This is a genomic window from Alloalcanivorax venustensis (genome assembly GCF_047495515.1).
Lineage (GTDB): Bacteria > Pseudomonadota > Gammaproteobacteria > Pseudomonadales > Alcanivoracaceae > Alloalcanivorax > Alloalcanivorax venustensis.
In genome coordinates, this window is sequence record NZ_CP179934.1 from 1,015,930 (window position 1) to 1,031,182 (window position 15,253).

Genomic DNA, 15,253 nt, shown 5'->3' on the forward strand with positions numbered 1-15,253 from the left:
GTCTTTGGCGAACGCAGTCCCGTCAGGCACAATAGATGCTCTACGAATAACGGATGAGCACTGGCGCCGATGAATTACGCCCTCGATACCCTCCGCTTGCTGATCGCGCACGATTCCCAGGACGAAGCTGAACAGCTTATGAACACCCTCCGTAACGCCGGCCGCGCCACCCGCGCGCAGCTGGCCCTGGGCGAGGACGATCTGGTGAGGGCACTGAAGGGCGGCGCCTGGGAACTGATGCTGTGCCGGCCCACCTTCGGTGACGGCTCCTTCGAAAGCGCCATGGCGCACCTGAACCGGCTCGGCAAGGCACTGCCGGTGATTCTGCTCAGCGACGACTACAATGCCGAGATCGTGCGTAACGCCTACAAGGCCGGCGCCCGCGCGGTGGCGCCCAAGGACGACCGCGAAATGCTGATGCAATGCGTCGACCGGCTGATGGAATTCCTGCGCCTGCGCAAGGAGCTGCAACACTCCGAGATCACCCGCCACGAAGCGGAAAAGCGGCTCAGCCAGTTGATGGATCAGAGCCGCGACGCCATCGCCTATGTGCTCGACGGCATGCACATCCACGCCAATGACAACTACGCCCGCATGTTCGGTTACGACAGCGCCGAGGAACTGGCCGGCGTGCCGATCATGGACATGGTCTCCGCCAGTGACCACGACCGCCTCAAGAAGCTGCTGCGCAGCCGCGCCGAGAACGCCAGCCAGACCAACGAGCTGGAATGCCGTGGTGTGCATACCGACGACAGCGAATTCGACGCCACCTTCGTGTTCTCGCCCAGCACCTACGACGGCGAGGCCTGCACCCAGATCGTGATCCGCGCCGCCAGCCTGGACGAGAACGCCCTGCAGGAGCGCCTGCACGAGATCAGCCAGACCGATCAGGTCACCGGCCTCTACAGCCGCACCTGGTTCATGGAACAGCTGGATCAGGCGGTGGCCGAAGCGGCCCGCCAGGGGCAACTGGCGGCGGTGCTGTATCTGCGCCTGGACGGCTTTGAACAGCACCAGTCCAGCCTGGGCATGGAAGGCGCCGACGATGTGCTGCGGGCGGTGGCGGACTGGCTGCGCGAGCACAGCGCCGGCGGCAAGCTGGCGCGGGTGGACGGCGAGGATTTCGCCCTGCTCAAGCCGGTCAACGACCTGGACGAAGCCGGGCAGCTGGCGGAAGAACTGCGCGCCGGCATCGAGACGCTGATGCCGGAAGTGGCCAGCCGCACCGCCCACGTTACCGCCAGCCTGGGGCTGGCGTTCGCCCGCGAGGACGCGCGCAGCAGCCAGGACATTCTCACCAAGGCGCTGAAATGCTGTAACCAGGCGCAGCGCGAAAACAACGAGCAGGGCAACGCTATCAAGATCCATGACCCCATGGACGATGTGACCGCCGGCTCCTCCGAAGCGATCGCGCTGAGCATCCGCCAGGCGCTGGAGAAAGGCAGCTTCCGCCTCAAATACCAGCCGCTGATGAGCCTGGAAGACGAAAACGAGCATGTCTTCGAAGTGTTCGTGCACATGCCGCAGAAGCAGGGCGACGACCTGGCCGCCGCCGACTTCATGCCCACCGCCGCCGAGCAGGGCCTGGCCGGCAAGGTGGACCGCTGGGTGGTGCTCAACGCCATGCGCGCGGCGGCTGCCCACGAACAGAAAATCACCTTGCTGGTGAATCTCAGCGGTTACTCCCTGGGCGAGCCGGGCCTGGCGGAATGGCTCACCAAGGCGATGCGCGCCGCCAAGTTGTCCGGCGAGCAGGTGATCTTCCAGTTCAGCGAAGGCGACGCGGTCAATTACCTCAAGCAGGCGGCGGCGTTCGCCGACGCGGTGCGCAAACAGGGCTGCGGCCTGTCGATCAGCCGTTTCGGCGGCGGCCTGGATCCGTTCAAGCTGTTCGAGCACATTCCCGCCACCATGGTGAAATTTGAAGGCTCCTTCACCCAGGAACTGAGCAAAGCGGAAAGCCGGGAACGGTTCGCGGAAATCATTCAGCAGGCCCGCGACAGCGGCCGCCGCACCCTGGTCGGCTTCGTCGAATCCGCCGCCCAGATGCAGACCCTGTGGAGCCTCGGCGGCGTCGACTACCTGCAGGGCTATTATCTGCAGGCGCCGATGGACCGCCTCGAGACGGCGGAAACCACGGAAGGATGAGAGAGCAGTTAACAGTGAACAGTTAATAGTTAATAGCGAAACAAAAAAAGCGCGGGCCAGTGGCCCGCGCTTTTTTAACTATTCACTGTTAACTGTTAATTATTAACTATTTCAGTAGTTCCTGTTGGTCTTTGTCGCGGACGCCGATCAGGTAAAGAATGCCGTCCAGCCCCAGGGTGGAAATCGAGTGGGCGGCGTTTTCCTTGACCAGCGGCTTGGCGCGGAAGGCGATACCCAGGCCGGCGGCGCCCAGCATGGGCAGGTCGTTGGCGCCGTCGCCCACGGCGATCACCTGCTCCAGGTTGATGCCTTCGCGGGCGGCGATCTCCCGCAACAGCTCCGCCTTGCGCTCGCCGTTGACGATCGGCTCCGCCACCTCGCCGGTGACTTTGCCGTCGACGATCTCCAGGGTGTTGGCGTAGACGTAGTCGATGCCCAGCAGTTTCTGCAGCCAGTCACCGAACCAGGTGAAGCCGCCGGACAGAATCGCGGTGCGGTAGCCCAGCGCTTTCAGGGTGGGGATCAGCCGGTCGGCGCCTTCGGTGAGCTGAATGCGCTCGCGCACCCGTTCCAGGGCGCTTTCGTCCAGCCCTTTAAGCAGCGCCACCCGGGCGCGGAAGCTTTCGTTGAAATCCAGCTCGCCGAGCATCGCCCGGTCGGTGATCGCCGCCACCTGCTCTCCGACGCCGGCTTCGGCGGCCAGCTCGTCGATCACCTCCGAGCGGATCAGCGTGGAATCCATATCGAACACCACCAGGCGGCGGTTGCGCCGGAAAGCGCTGTCGCGCTGGAAGGCGATGTCCAGGTTGCGTTCGTTGGCGATCGCCAGGAAGGCGGCGCGCATGGCGCCCGGATCACGGGGTTCGCCGCGTACCGAGATTTCCACGCAGGCGCGGCCGTCCGGGTCGCTGTCCTCGCCTTCCAGGTGCACCCGGCCGGAAAGCCGCGCGATGCTGTCGATGTTGAGGTCGTTATCCGCCACCACGGTGGTCACGTCGCCGAGCTGCTCGGCGGTGATCTTGCGCGCCAGCAGGGTAATGATGTGGCGGTCCTTGCCCTGGCCGGACACCCACTGCTCGTAGCGGTCCTCGTCGATGGGCCGGAAGCGCACCGAGATATTGCGCTTGTGCGCCTCGAACAGCAGGTCCTTGAGCATCGAGGACGCCTCCGCCGCCGGCGGCACTTCCACCAGGATGCCCAGCGACAGGGTGTCGTGGATCACCGCCTGGCCGATATCCAGAATATTCAGGTGGTAGCGGGCCAGAATGCGGGTAAAGGCCGCGGTGAGGCCGGGCCGGTCGTTGCCGGACACCTGGATGAGAATAATCTCGCGCACGCTGGGGGATTCCTCGGGCTGGTCGGTACGTTGCGGAACAGCCGCTAAGATTACCAGAAAACCGTGCCGGGTTGGCGTGCGTGCGCCAGAGCCAAGCGTAGCGCCGCCACCACGGGTTATACTCCCGGCCGTCGCGTTCACAGGCAAGGAAGGCACTGCATGTCGGTGTGGGAAAAATGGCGGCCCTGGCTGCAACGGGAAAAACAACTGCTGCTGGAACTGGCGCTGATGCTGCTGGTGGCGCTGGTGGTGGGGGTCTATTTTCTGGAGCACTTCTCCGCCCGCCTGCAGGCGGAGCAGCGGGTGCAATTGAAGGCCCTGGCGCAACAGACCGCGCTGCGCTCCGCCGAGTCGCTGGCCGGTGACGACCTGATCGGGCTGAACGTGATCGCCCGCGAAACCCGCGCCCTGGAGCCGGTCGGCGGCGTGCAGTTTCTGGACGTGGCCCGTGAGCCGGTCACCGGCAAGAGTGACGACAGCCTGCCGGTGAAAGTGGAGGTGCCGGTGGCCCTGCCGGACGGCGAGCTGGCCGGCTCGGTGGTGCTCGCCGCCGCCCACGACACCGCGCCGCGTCAGCGCCTGGAAACCGGCTATGTGCTGGTGGTGCTGGGCCTGCTGGCCCTGCGCGCCGCGGCCGAGGTGATCCGCCGCCGGCTGTGGCGGCCCGCCGCGCCGCCGGCGACGGCCGCGCCCGCCACGGATCAGGACACGGCGTCCGAAACGCCGCCGGTCGCCCCGGTGGACGGCGATGCGCCGGCGCCGGATGGCGTGTCCGTGGAGCTGCGTTTGAGCGTGGTCAACTTCGATCATTTCCAGCAGCGCTACACCCGCTCGGCGCTGGAAGCGTTGCTGGCGGATTACCACCACCTGCTGCGCGAAGTGGCGGCGCTGTACGGCGGCGAAGTGATCACCGCCATCGGCGACCGGGCGCGCATCCGCTTCACCGGCGAGCCGCTGTCGCACACCGCCTTTTCGGCGCTATGCGCCGGCCTGCTGTTCCTGCGCGTGGCCCGCCTGCAGGCGCCGCGGCGCAAAGCCGGCCAGTCGCCGGCGCTGGAGTTCAAGGCCCTGGTCAGCAACCAGTTCAACGAGGCGGACAGCTGGGCCCTGTGCCTGGCCGGGGTGCCGGGCCGGCTGAACGTGCCCGAGGCGGAACTGACCCGCGCCGAACTGGACGTCAAAGCCCTCTACCAGACCGAGCGGGCACAGCTGGTTCAAGCCGGTGACCGGCAGATTCGCCTGCAGCCGGTGGAGCAGCTCGCGCACCGCTATCAGACCCTGCTGCGCACTCAGGCGGAAAAGGTCATGGGCGGTTCCGGGGTGTCCGGCGACGCCTCGCCGAGCAAGTAACCGCGCATCGCCGCGCCGATCAACTGCGGCAGCTCCGGCATGCCCCGGTTGCCGAACAGGCGGTTGAATTCCAGCACGTAGGGGCGGCCCTCCACCCAGGCCACGTCGAACCCGGCGTGGTCGATGCCCAGCTCGCGGGCAAGCCGGGTGACCAGCGCCAGGGCCGGCTCCGGCACCGGCAGGTCGGTGCGCACCCGCGCCCCGCGCGCCAGATTGTTGTGGAAGCTGGTGCCCTCGCGCCAGTAGCTGGCGATCACGTCACGGCCCACCACCACCACGCGCAAATCGCGCACGATCGGCAGCAGCTTCTGGATATACAGCACCTCGCTGTGAGCGGCGTAGTCCAGTAACTGCTGGCGGCTCTCGATCAGAAACACGCCGCTGCCCTGGCTGGAGCGGATCTGCTTGGCCACGAACGGAAAGCGCCAGGTATCCAGCACCTGGCTGATGCCGTGCGGCCCCGCCGGCAGGATATCGGTCTCGGGCAGATGTTCCGGGCACGCCAGCTTCAGCGCCCGGGTCATTTCCACCTTGTCGTGCCCCAGGTGGTAACTGGCCAGGCTGGGAAAAATCGGCCGGCCCAGCACATAGTGCAGGCTGTGCAGCTGCCAGTAAGCCGGGAACAGCAGCCAGTCCGCGTCGAGCAACCGCGCGCGCTGGTCGTGCATCAGCTCCGGTTTGATGTAATGCACGCCCGGCAGGCCCAGGGTGCGGAAAGGGTCAAAGGTGATCAGTTTCAAAGGCCGACGGACCTCAGGCTAAAAGCCCGCGCACGGTCGCGCGGGCGAACCGCGAATTTATAGGGCTAAACGGGCCCCTCGGCAAGCGGATTTGTCATGGCCAGCGGGGTCCGCACCGGCTAGGCTTTGGCGCACAACGACACTCGGGAGAACGCTGTGAATTTACCCCCTTTGCAAAGCGGTGAGGTGCTGGCGGCCGAAGACGGCGCGGTGCTCACCCTGACCCTGAACCGCCCGGACAAACTCAACGCCCTGACCGGCGCCATGTACCGCGACCTGGTCGACCTGCTGGCCTTCGCCGGCGACAGCGATGACGTGCGCGCGGTGCTGATCCTGGGGGCCGGCAAATCCTTCAGCGCCGGCAACGACCTGGCCGACTTCCTGGCCGCCGGTGAAGGCACCGAAGGCGGCGCGGCGCCCTTTATCCGCGCCGTGAGCCGCTTCGAAAAGCCGCTGGTGATCGGCGTCCAGGGCCACGCCGTGGGCGTGGGCACCACCATGCTGCTGCACGCCGACCTGGTGGTGGCCGCCGACGACGCCAAGTTCCTGACCCCGTTCGTCGACCTGGGCGCGGTGCCGGAAGCGGGCTCCGCCAAGCTGCTGCCGGCCTGGCTGGGCTACCAGCGCGCCGCGCGCATGCTGCTCGCCGGCGAGCCGCTGCTGGCCCCGGAAGCCCTGCAGGCCGGCCTGGTCGCCAAAATGGTCAGCCCCGCCGAACTGGCGGACACCGCCGCGGCCTACGCCCGCACCCTGGCGGCCAAGCCGCCCCGCGCCATGCGCGAAAGCAAGCGCCTGATGCGCCAGGCCGCGCAGATGGACCTCCACGACCTGATCGACCACGACCTGGCGCTGTTCGCCGAGCTCCTGCAAGGCGACGAAGCCAAAGCGATCCTCGCCGCCAAGGTCGGCAAGAAATAACATTCTGGTGCCGGTGTGGGCTGTGGGACCCTGTAGCCGGCTCGGTCTCGGTGCCCGGGGTCCAGGACCCGCCGTGAATCCATCCCTGGAGGCTTGTGTTCGGCTCCCTGCCTCACACAGTCCTGGACCCCGGGCACCGAGACCGAGCCTCCCTAATGGAGCCAGCCGCCAAGCGGTGCCATTAAGCCAGATTCGCGGGAGCGGGCATTGTGGGAGCGGGCCATGCCCGCGAAAGGCGCGGAGCTCCCGGCAAAGGTCGCCCCGCAGGATGCCAGAGAGATTTCTGGCGGCAGCATGATCAGAGTCTCTGGAATCCTGCCGGCCGGCGGTGCCGGCCTTTCGCTTGCAAGGCAAGCTCGCACAAACCCCAAGCTTCGTAGAAAGGTTCGGCGCTGGCGATAACCCGGGGCGGCGGAATCTACCCAGGGAGCGGGTCTGTGTTCTGCCCTTCCGGGACCCTGGAGAACAGGACGTTCGACAGGGAGCCTACAGGGACGTATTCACGGCGTTCCCGGAAGGGCAGAACACAGACCCGCGCCCCCCCGATGGAGAGAACACCAGGCCCCCGCCGAACCGGCGTCTCTACTGGCGAACCGACCCGAAGGCCTCGCCCATCCGCACGGCGGCGCCCGCCGTCAGCTCCGAACCGAACTCGGCGGCGCCCTCCGGGAACAGCACGATCACCGTGGAGCCGAGCAGGAAGCGGCCCAGCTCGTCGCCCTTGCGCAGGGTCACCGGCGCCGGATTGCGGTAGTCGACCCGGGTCACGGTGGTGGACTGCGGTGTCACCTGGCCGGCGAACACGGTCTCGATGCCGGCCACGATCATGGCCCCCACCAGCACCACCGCCATCGGCCCCACCTCGGTATCGAACACGCACACCAGCCGTTCATTGCGCGCGAACAGGCGCGGCACCCGCTCGGTGGTGGTCTGGTTCACCGAGAACAGGCGCCCGGGCACGTAGCAGGTTTCGCGCAGGGTGCCGGTGAACGGCATGTGCACGCGGTGATAATCCTTCGGCGACAAATAGACGGTGGCGAAGTGGCCGTTCTGGAACTCCGCCGCCAGCGCGCCGTCGCCGCCCAGCAGCTCGAAGGCGGAATAATGGTGGCCCTTGGCCTGGAACAGGTCGCCGCCGCGCAGCGGGCCCAGCTGGCTGACGGTGCCGTCCGCCGGGCAGGCCAGCACCCGCTCGCCGTCGGCGATGGGGCGGGCGCCGTCTTTCAGCGCGCGGGTGAAGAAGGCGTTGAAGTTTTCGAAGCGGTCCGGGTCTTCAATCTCCGCTTCGCCCAGGTCCACCCCGAAGTGCTGGATGAAGCGGTTGATGAAGGTGGTTTTGATCCACGGAATCTCGCTGCGCGCCACCCAGCCCACCAGGCGGGACAGGAGGTGCTGGGGGACGACGTGCTGAAGCGCGATAAACAGCTTTTCTTTTAGAGCGTGCAAAGAGTGAGCCTCAAGGTGATTACTCGGACTTTTCCGTGGGGGTGTCGGGGTGGTTGCCCCATTCGGCCCAGGAGCCGGGGTAGCCGCGAATGCGCTCGAAACCGAGGATTTTGCCCACCAGCCAGGTGAAGCTGGAGCGGTGGTGGGTCTGGCAGTGCGTGATCACTTCCTTGTTGCTCTGGATGCCGCGCTCGGCCAGCTCCCGGCGTATTTCTTCCAGATCGCGCAGGCGCAGGTTGTTGTGCTTGTCCATGGCGTCGGTCCACTCGTAGTGGGTGGCGCCGGGGATGTGGCCGGCCTTCTGGGCGAAGGCGCGCACGCCGGCGAATTCCTCCTCCGAGCGGGCGTCCCAGATCACCACGTCCGGGTCGGTGTGGTGCTTGAGCACGTAGTCCAGATCGACGCTGGTGGCCGGGTCGTGCTCGCCAACCTGATAGTCGCTGGGCTCCGGCCGGGTGCGGTCGCTGCTGGTGCTCAGTTCCGCCGCCAGCCAGCCGTGGATGCCGCCATTGAGGTAGGAATATTTCTTGTGGCCGATCACATCCAGGGTCCACAGCAGGCGCCCGGCCCAGCCGCCGCCTTCGTCGTCGTAGGCGACCACCTGGGTGTCCGGGGTCAGGCCCAGTTCGGAGAACAGCGCGGACAGGGCGTCGTCGCTGGGCAGCAGCCCGGGCGCCGGCTGGGTGCCGGCGAGCAGGCGCTTGAAGTCCAGGTGCACGGCGCCGGGCACGTGGGCCTGGTCGTAGACCTGATCCTTGCTCAGATCCACGATCAGCAGATTGTCGTCGTCCAAATGGGCCGCCAGGTCGGCGGGTTCCAGCAGTAGCGGCAGTTGAGCGGTCATGGCTAATCGTCTTTGCTGCGGAATGGGGTGCGTGAAAACAAACCTGATTGTAATGGAGGGACCCCATGGCTGTCAGATGTGTTCCCCGAAGGTCTACCGGTAGCGCTCGCGGCCTTCCTCATCCAGGGTGTCGGCGATCTGGAAGAAATTGTGCAGCCGCTCCTCGCTCACCTCGCCGTTTTCCGCCGCCTCACGCAGGGCGCAGCCCGGTTCGTGGCGGTGGGTGCAGTTGCGGAAGCGGCAGTGACCGGCCCGTTCGGAGAGCTCCCGGTAGCCATGCAGCAGCTCCTCTTCGCTGATGTGCCAGAGCCCGAATTCGCGGATCCCCGGTGAATCGATCAGCCGGCCGCCGTCCGGCAGGCGGAACAGGCGCGCGGTGGTGGTGGTGTGCTGGCCCAGGCCGGACACCCCGGACAGGTCGCCCACCGCCAGCTCGGCGCCGGGCAGCACCGCGTTCACCAGCGACGACTTGCCGACCCCGGACTGGCCCACGAACGCGCAGGTGTGCCCGGTCAGCGCGGTTTTAAGCGCGGCCAGGCCGGCGCCGTCCTCGGCGGACGCCTCGATCACCGGGTAGTCCAGATCGCGGTAAATATCGGTGATGTGGTCCAGGGCGTCGCGGCTCTCCGCATCGATCAGGTCCGCCTTGTTCAGCACCAGGGTGGCGGGAATCCCGGACAACTCCGCCGCCACCAGGTAGCGGTCGAGCAGGGCGGTGGAGGGCACCGGCATGGGCGCGAACACCACCAGCAACCGGTCCACGTTGGCGGCCACCGGCTTGAGGTTGCCGTAGTTATCCGGCCGCTTGAGCACGCTTTGGCGGGGCTCGATGGCGGTGACCACGCCGTCGCCGTCGCCTTCCACCCGCGGCGCCTGCCAGATCACCCGGTCGCCCACCACCAGCTGCTCCAGATTGGCGCGGAAGTGGCAGCGTGCCGGAACGCCGGCCTCGTCTTCCACCAGCACCTGGCCGCCGAAGTGGGCCACCACCGTGCCCAATTGTTCCTCGCCCAGGGCTGTGGCCACCGGGTTTTCCTGGCCGGCCCGGCGTTGGGCCCGCTGGCGCCGTTCCGCCTGGATTTTCTCGATCCGCCACTTCTGGCGCCGGTTCAGTTTGCGTTTCGCCATAAATCACTGGGCGGTCGTGCCGCCGTTAGCTGGGGATGCAGGCTGCAGGATACAGGAGCGCGCCCCGATCCGTTATCCTGCAACCTGCATCGCATTGATCATTCGGGAGCCCCATGACGCAATCACGAGACAACCTGATCTGGATCGACCTGGAAATGACCGGGCTGGACCCGGCCAATGACCGCATCATCGAGATCGCCACCATTGTCACCGACGCCCATTTGAACGTCCTCGCGGAGGGGCCCGTGATGGCGGTGCATCAGAGCGACGCGCTGCTCAACGGCATGGACGAATGGAATACCGAGCACCACAACAATTCCGGCCTGGTGGAGCGGGTCCGCGAAAGCGACCTGGACGACGCCGAGGCGGAGCGCCGCACCCTGGTGTTTCTGGAGCAGTACGTGGAAGCGGGCATGTCGCCGATGTGCGGCAACAGCATCTGTCAGGACCGCCGTTTCCTGGCCAATTACATGCCGCGCCTGGAAGCGTTTTTCCACTACCGCAACCTGGATGTGTCCACCCTCAAGGAACTGGCGCGGCGCTGGAAGCCGGACATTCTGCCCGGCTTCAAGAAGGAAAATAAGCACCTGGCGCTTGACGACATCCGCGAGTCCATCCAGGAACTGGCCTACTACCGCGAGCACCTGATCCGCCTGTAGCGCCCGACTTTCTTGCCTTTCTACGAAGCTCGAATTGTGGGAGCTTGCCTTGCAAGCGAAAGGGTGGCTCTTTGTGCGAGCGGGCCTGGCCCGCGAAAGGGAGCGAAGCTCCCGGCAGGATCCCAGAGAGCAATCTAACGGCAGCACAAACAACCTCTCTGGCATCCTGCCGGGTGGCTAAAGCCACCCTTTCGCGGGCGAGGCCCGCTCGCACAACTTCGCTCCCTTTCGCGGGCGAGGCCCGCTCGCACAACCGCTCCCACAGGATCTTATTTTTCGCGAAGGCGCCGCAGCGCCCAAGAGGCGTGCTCCCGGACCAAATCGCTGGGATCGTCGAGCGCCGCCTCCAGGGCCGCCAGCGCTTCGGGCGAGGCCGGGCCGTTGCCCAGCGCCACCGCCAGGTTGCGCCGCCAGCGTTCGAAGCCGGCACGGCGGATCGGTGAGCCTTCGGTGCGGCGCAAAAACGTCTCTTCGTCCCATTGGAACAGCGTCACCAGCTCGCTGTCCGCCAGGCCGTGGCGCGGCTGGAAATCGGTCTCCTTGCTGTGCGAGGCGAAGCGGTTCCAGGGGCACATCAACTGACAGTCGTCGCAGCCGAACACCCGGTTGCCGATGCCGCGGCGCAGGTCCTCCGGAATCGATCCGGGATGCTCGATGGTCAGGTAGGAGATGCAGCGCCGGGCGTCCAGCTGGTAGGGCGCGACAATGGCGTCGGTGGGGCACACCGTCATGCAGGCGGAGCACTTGCCGCAGTGGTCCTCGGCGGGCTCGTCCACCGGCAGCGGCAGGTCGGTGTAAATCTCACCGAGGAAAAACCAGCTGCCCGCGTGGCGATTGAGAATCAGGGTGTGCTTGCCCTGCCAGCCGAGCCCGGCTTTCTCCGCCAGAGGTTTTTCCATCACCGGCGCGCTGTCCACGAACGCCCGGGCCAGACGGGTGTCGGCCACTTCCTCGCGGATCAGCGCCGCCAGCCGCGCCAGCCGCTTGCGCACCAGCTTGTGGTAGTCGCGGCCCAGGGCATAGCGGGACACATAGGCTTTTTCTTTTTGCTGCAGCACCTTGACTGGCTGGGTGTCCGGCGGCAGGTAGTCCATGCGCAGCGACAACACACGCACGGTGTCCGGCTCCAGCTCCGCCGGCCGCGAGCGCTTGTTGCCGTGGGCGGCCATCCACCCCATCTCGCCGTGGCGGCCGGCGGCCAGCCAGTCGTGCAGGCGTTGTTCCGCCTGGCTCAGGTCCAGGTCGGCGACGCCCATCTGCTGGAAGCCCAGCGCCCGGGCGTGCTCGGCGATGCGTGTTTTCAGGTCGCTGAAATCCATGGAAGCCAGGTGGGTGATATAGTGTCGGTCAGCCAGTTTGGTGACCCGAAACGCAAGGATAACAGTGAATGCCGGTTAGATCGTTGCCCGAGGCGCTGTACAGCGCCGATCAGACCCGCGAACTGGACCGTCTGGCCGGTGAGGCCGGCCTTAGCGGTGAGGAATTGATGGAGCGCGCCGGCCGCGCGGCGTTCGATGTGCTGCTGTCGCGCTGGCCGGACGTGTCGCGGCCGGCGGTGCTGTGCGGCGGCGGCAACAACGGCGGCGACGGCTATGTGGTGGCGCGGCTGGCCCGCGAGGCCGGTCTGGAACCGGTGATCCACCATCTGCGCGACCCGGAGCGAATGAAGGGCGATGCCCTGACCATGGCGCGGCGCGCCCGCGATGCCGGCGTGTCGATGCGGCCGTTGTCCGTGGATGATCTGCCGGTCGACGCGCCGCTGCTGGTGGACGGCCTGCTCGGCACCGGCATCAGCGGCGCCCTGCGCGACGATATCCGCGCGGTGATCGAAGCGCTGGACCGTCTCGGCAAGCCGGTGTTGGCCCTGGACGTGCCCTCAGGCCTCAACGCGGATACCGGCGCCCCGGCCGGCGCGGTGCTGAGCGCCGACTGCACCATTACCTTTATCGGTGTGAACCGGGGCCTGCTCACCGGCGCCGGTCCGGTGCACAGCGGCGATCTGCTGTTTGACGACCTGGGCGTGGACCGGCCGGTCTACCAGCACATCGACCGGCCGGTATGGCGGCCCACGCCGGCCCGCCTGCGGCACTGGCTGCCGCCCCGGCGCCGCGACGCGCACAAGGGCCACTTCGGCCATGTGCTGGTGGTGGGCGGCGATCATGGCTTCGCCGGGGCGCCGTTGATGACGGCCCAGGCGGCGGCCCGTTGCGGCGCCGGCCTGGTGAGCCTGGCCACGCGGCCGGAGCACGCCCCGCCGGTGCTCGCCCGCCAGCCGGAGATCATGGTGCGCGGCGTGGACGGCGCCGAATCGCTGCGGCCGCTGCTGGAAAAAGCGTCGGTGGTGGCGGTGGGCCCGGGCCTGGGCGCCGGCCCCTGGGGCCGGGTGCTGCTGGAGGAAGTGCTGGAAAGCGGTCTGCCGCTGGTGATCGACGCCGACGGGCTCAACCTGCTGGTGGAGATGGACGCCGACGCCCGCGACAATTGGATCCTCACGCCGCACCCCGGCGAGGCGGGCCGGCTGCTCGGCAGCGACGGCGCCACGATTCAGGCGGACCGGTTCGCGGCGCTGGAAAGCCTGGCCGCCCGTTACGGCGGCACCGTGCTGCTCAAGGGGCTGGGCACCCTGGTGCGCGGTGACGGCGGCACCGCGCTGATCAGCGACGGCAACCCGGGCATGGCCACCGGCGGCATGGGCGACGTGCTCACCGGGGTGATCGCCGCTCTGCACGCCCAGGGCCTGCCCGGCTATCAAGCGGCGGCGCTGGGCGCCATGGCCCACGCCCGCGCCGCCGACCGGGCCGCCGCCGCGGACGGCGAGCGGGGTTTGTTGGCCACCGACCTGCTGGCCGCGCTGCGGCCGGTGCTGAACGGAGACGACGAGCGTTAGATGAACGAACAGCATTTTCTCGCCGACGAGCAGGCCACGCTGGATCTGGGCGCGGCGCTGGCGTCGCGCCTGGGCGCCGGCCAGTGTGTGTATCTGCACGGCGACCTGGGCGCCGGCAAGACCACGCTGGTGCGCGGCCTGCTGCGCGCGCTCGGCCACGCCGGCTCGGTGAAGAGCCCGACGTACACCCTGGTGGAACCCTATGACGTGGCCGGCGTCCATATCTATCATTTTGATTTATATCGGCTCGGGGACCCCGAGGAACTGGAGATGATCGGCATTCGCGACTACTTTGACGGTCATGCACTGTGCGTGCTGGAGTGGCCTGAACGTGGAAGCGGGGTTATTCCGCCGCCGGACCTCACCGTTACCCTGGCCGTGGAGAAACAGGGACGATATGCGAAGCTGGAATGGGCCGATGGCTGATAACTGTGTCCGAAGGATGCGCCGCAACGGACTGAGAATGGCCGTGTTGATCGCCGGCCTGTTGGCGATGGTCGGCGCCCGCGCGGCGATTACCGTGGATTCCGTGCGCCTGCACCGGGCCCCGGACCACACCCGTATCGTCTTCGATCTGCCCGAGCCGGTGGAGCATACCCTGGACAAACTGGCCGACCCGGACCGGGTGGTGGTGGATCTGATGGACGCGGATCTGGCCTTCGACGTGAGCGCCCTGGATTACAAGGACAGCCCGATCGAGAACATCCGCGTCGGCAAGCACGAGGATAAGACGCGGGTGGTGTTCGACCTCAGCGCCGCGGTGCGCCCGCGCACCAACCTGCTGAAACCGGTGGACCCGCACAGCTGGCGGCTGGTGGTGGATCTCTTCGACAGCGACCCGAAGCCGGTGAAAACCATCGAGGAACCCGAGGCCGACAGCGGCGAACCGCGCCAGATGATCGTCGCCATCGACCCGGGCCACGGCGGCGAGGACCCGGGCGCCCTGGGCCCCGGCAATCTGCTGGAAAAAGAGGTGGTGCTGCAGATCGCCCGCAAGGTGAAGGCGCGCATCGACCGGGAGCCGGGCATGAAGGCGGTGATGGTCCGCGACGGCGACTACTACGTGCCGCTGGCCGAGCGCCGCCGGGTGGCGCGCCAGGACAACCATGCGGATGTGTTTATTTCCATCCACGCGGACGCCTTCACCGACCCGCGCGCCCACGGCGCCAGCGTGTTCGCCCTCTCCAATCGCGGCGCCACCAGCGCCCGCGCCGCCTATGTGGCGAAAATGGCCAACGAGTCGGACAAAGTGGCCGGGGTCTACGAGGAAGAGAAGGACGATTCCAACCTGCTCAATGTGCTGGCGGACATGCGCATGAGCGGCTCCATGGCCCACAGTCTTTATCTGGGCCGCCAGATTCTCGAGGAAATGGGACAGATCACCAAGCTGCACGGCGGCCGCAAGACCGTGGAGCAGGCCGCCTTCGTGGTGCTCAAGGAGCCGGAGATGGTCTCCGTGCTGGTGGAAACCGGCTTTATTTCCAACCGGGAAGAGGCGCGCAATCTCAGTTCCAGCGCCCACCAGGAAAAGCTGGCGCGCTCCATCGTCAACGGCGTGAAGCACTATTTCCGCACCCACCCGGCGCCGGGCAGCTGGTTCGCCGCCCAGCGCCGTGAGAACGGCGAGCAGCATCGCATCCAGCCCGGTGATACCCTGTCCGGCATCGCCCGCCAGTACCAGGTCTCCGAGCAGGCCCTGCGCGCCGCCAATGATATTCGCGATGACCGCATCATGGTGGGCCAGACCCTGACCATTCCCCGGTCCTGACGGCACAACCCGGTTTTAGTAAAGAGAGT

General features: G+C 67.0%; 13 protein-coding genes. 7 read left to right on the forward strand and 6 right to left on the reverse strand.

Features of this window, described 5'->3' with window-relative positions:
• Nucleotides 1-69: 69 nt before the first annotated feature.
• A complete protein-coding gene (locus ACMG4O_RS04845; RefSeq protein WP_414434521.1) occupies nt 70-2,148 on the forward strand; it encodes an EAL domain-containing protein in 2,079 nt (692 codons plus the stop codon).
• A gap of 106 nt (nt 2,149-2,254) precedes the next feature.
• Here the strand turns inward: ACMG4O_RS04845 and serB are convergent, their stop codons facing one another.
• The gene (gene serB / locus ACMG4O_RS04850; protein ID WP_142947446.1) at nt 2,255-3,484 is read right to left on the reverse strand and encodes a phosphoserine phosphatase SerB; all 1,230 of its coding nucleotides are present in this window, start codon (nt 3,482-3,484) and stop codon (nt 2,255-2,257) included.
• A gap of 159 nt (nt 3,485-3,643) precedes the next feature.
• Here serB and ACMG4O_RS04855 point away from each other — a divergent pair, with 159 nt between their 5' ends.
• A complete protein-coding gene (locus tag ACMG4O_RS04855) occupies nt 3,644-4,834 on the forward strand; it encodes a hypothetical protein (protein ID WP_194854726.1) in 1,191 nt (396 codons plus the stop codon).
• Here ACMG4O_RS04855 and ACMG4O_RS04860 read toward each other — a convergent pair.
• A complete protein-coding gene (locus ACMG4O_RS04860; RefSeq protein WP_194854725.1) occupies nt 4,774-5,574 on the reverse strand; it encodes an ATP-grasp domain-containing protein in 801 nt (266 codons plus the stop codon). The genes ACMG4O_RS04855 and ACMG4O_RS04860 overlap by 61 nt on opposite strands.
• 156 nt (nt 5,575-5,730) lie before the next feature.
• Here ACMG4O_RS04860 and ACMG4O_RS04865 point away from each other — a divergent pair, with 156 nt between their 5' ends.
• On the forward strand, nt 5,731-6,492 hold the full coding sequence (locus tag ACMG4O_RS04865; protein ID WP_194854724.1) for an enoyl-CoA hydratase-related protein: 762 nt from the start codon (nt 5,731-5,733) through the stop codon (nt 6,490-6,492).
• Nucleotides 6,493-7,074: 582 nt separating this feature from the next.
• Here ACMG4O_RS04865 and asd read toward each other — a convergent pair.
• The 3 genes from asd to rsgA all read right to left on the reverse strand — a co-directional run bounded on the left by asd (nt 7,075) and on the right by rsgA (nt 9,910).
• Complete coding sequence (asd, locus tag ACMG4O_RS04870) at nt 7,075-7,938, reverse strand: archaetidylserine decarboxylase (protein WP_370202466.1); 864 nt, start codon at nt 7,936-7,938, stop codon at nt 7,075-7,077.
• 19 nt (nt 7,939-7,957) lie between these two features.
• Nucleotides 7,958-8,782, reverse strand: a complete 825-nt coding sequence (locus ACMG4O_RS04875; protein ID WP_414434522.1) for a sulfurtransferase — start codon at nt 8,780-8,782, stop codon at nt 7,958-7,960.
• Nucleotides 8,783-8,875: 93 nt separating this feature from the next.
• Nucleotides 8,876-9,910, reverse strand: a complete 1,035-nt coding sequence (gene rsgA, locus ACMG4O_RS04880) for a small ribosomal subunit biogenesis GTPase RsgA (RefSeq protein WP_370211714.1) — start codon at nt 9,908-9,910, stop codon at nt 8,876-8,878.
• A 113-nt stretch (nt 9,911-10,023) separates the two neighbouring features.
• On the opposite strand from rsgA, the gene orn reads away from it, so the two are divergent.
• Nucleotides 10,024-10,569, forward strand: a complete 546-nt coding sequence (orn, locus tag ACMG4O_RS04885; RefSeq protein ID WP_414434523.1) for an oligoribonuclease — start codon at nt 10,024-10,026, stop codon at nt 10,567-10,569.
• Nucleotides 10,570-10,838: 269 nt separating this feature from the next.
• Here orn and queG read toward each other — a convergent pair whose 3' ends face one another.
• A complete protein-coding gene (queG, locus tag ACMG4O_RS04890) occupies nt 10,839-11,888 on the reverse strand; it encodes a tRNA epoxyqueuosine(34) reductase QueG (RefSeq protein ID WP_142947438.1) in 1,050 nt (349 codons plus the stop codon).
• Nucleotides 11,889-11,956: 68 nt separating this feature from the next.
• On the opposite strand from queG, the gene ACMG4O_RS04895 reads away from it, so the two are divergent.
• The 3 genes from ACMG4O_RS04895 to ACMG4O_RS04905 are packed head-to-tail and all read left to right on the forward strand — an operon-like array spanning nt 11,957 to nt 15,224.
• Nucleotides 11,957-13,456: an NAD(P)H-hydrate dehydratase gene (locus ACMG4O_RS04895; protein WP_414434524.1), complete on the forward strand. Its 1,500-nt coding sequence runs from the start codon at nt 11,957-11,959 to the stop codon at nt 13,454-13,456.
• A complete protein-coding gene (gene tsaE, locus ACMG4O_RS04900; protein WP_370202472.1) occupies nt 13,457-13,882 on the forward strand; it encodes a tRNA (adenosine(37)-N6)-threonylcarbamoyltransferase complex ATPase subunit type 1 TsaE in 426 nt (141 codons plus the stop codon). It abuts the gene before it with no gap.
• Between the two features lie 37 nt (nt 13,883-13,919).
• Nucleotides 13,920-15,224, forward strand: coding sequence for an N-acetylmuramoyl-L-alanine amidase (locus tag ACMG4O_RS04905; protein WP_286875195.1), 1,305 nt, complete (start codon nt 13,920-13,922; stop codon nt 15,222-15,224).
• Nucleotides 15,225-15,253: the final 29 nt, after the last annotated feature.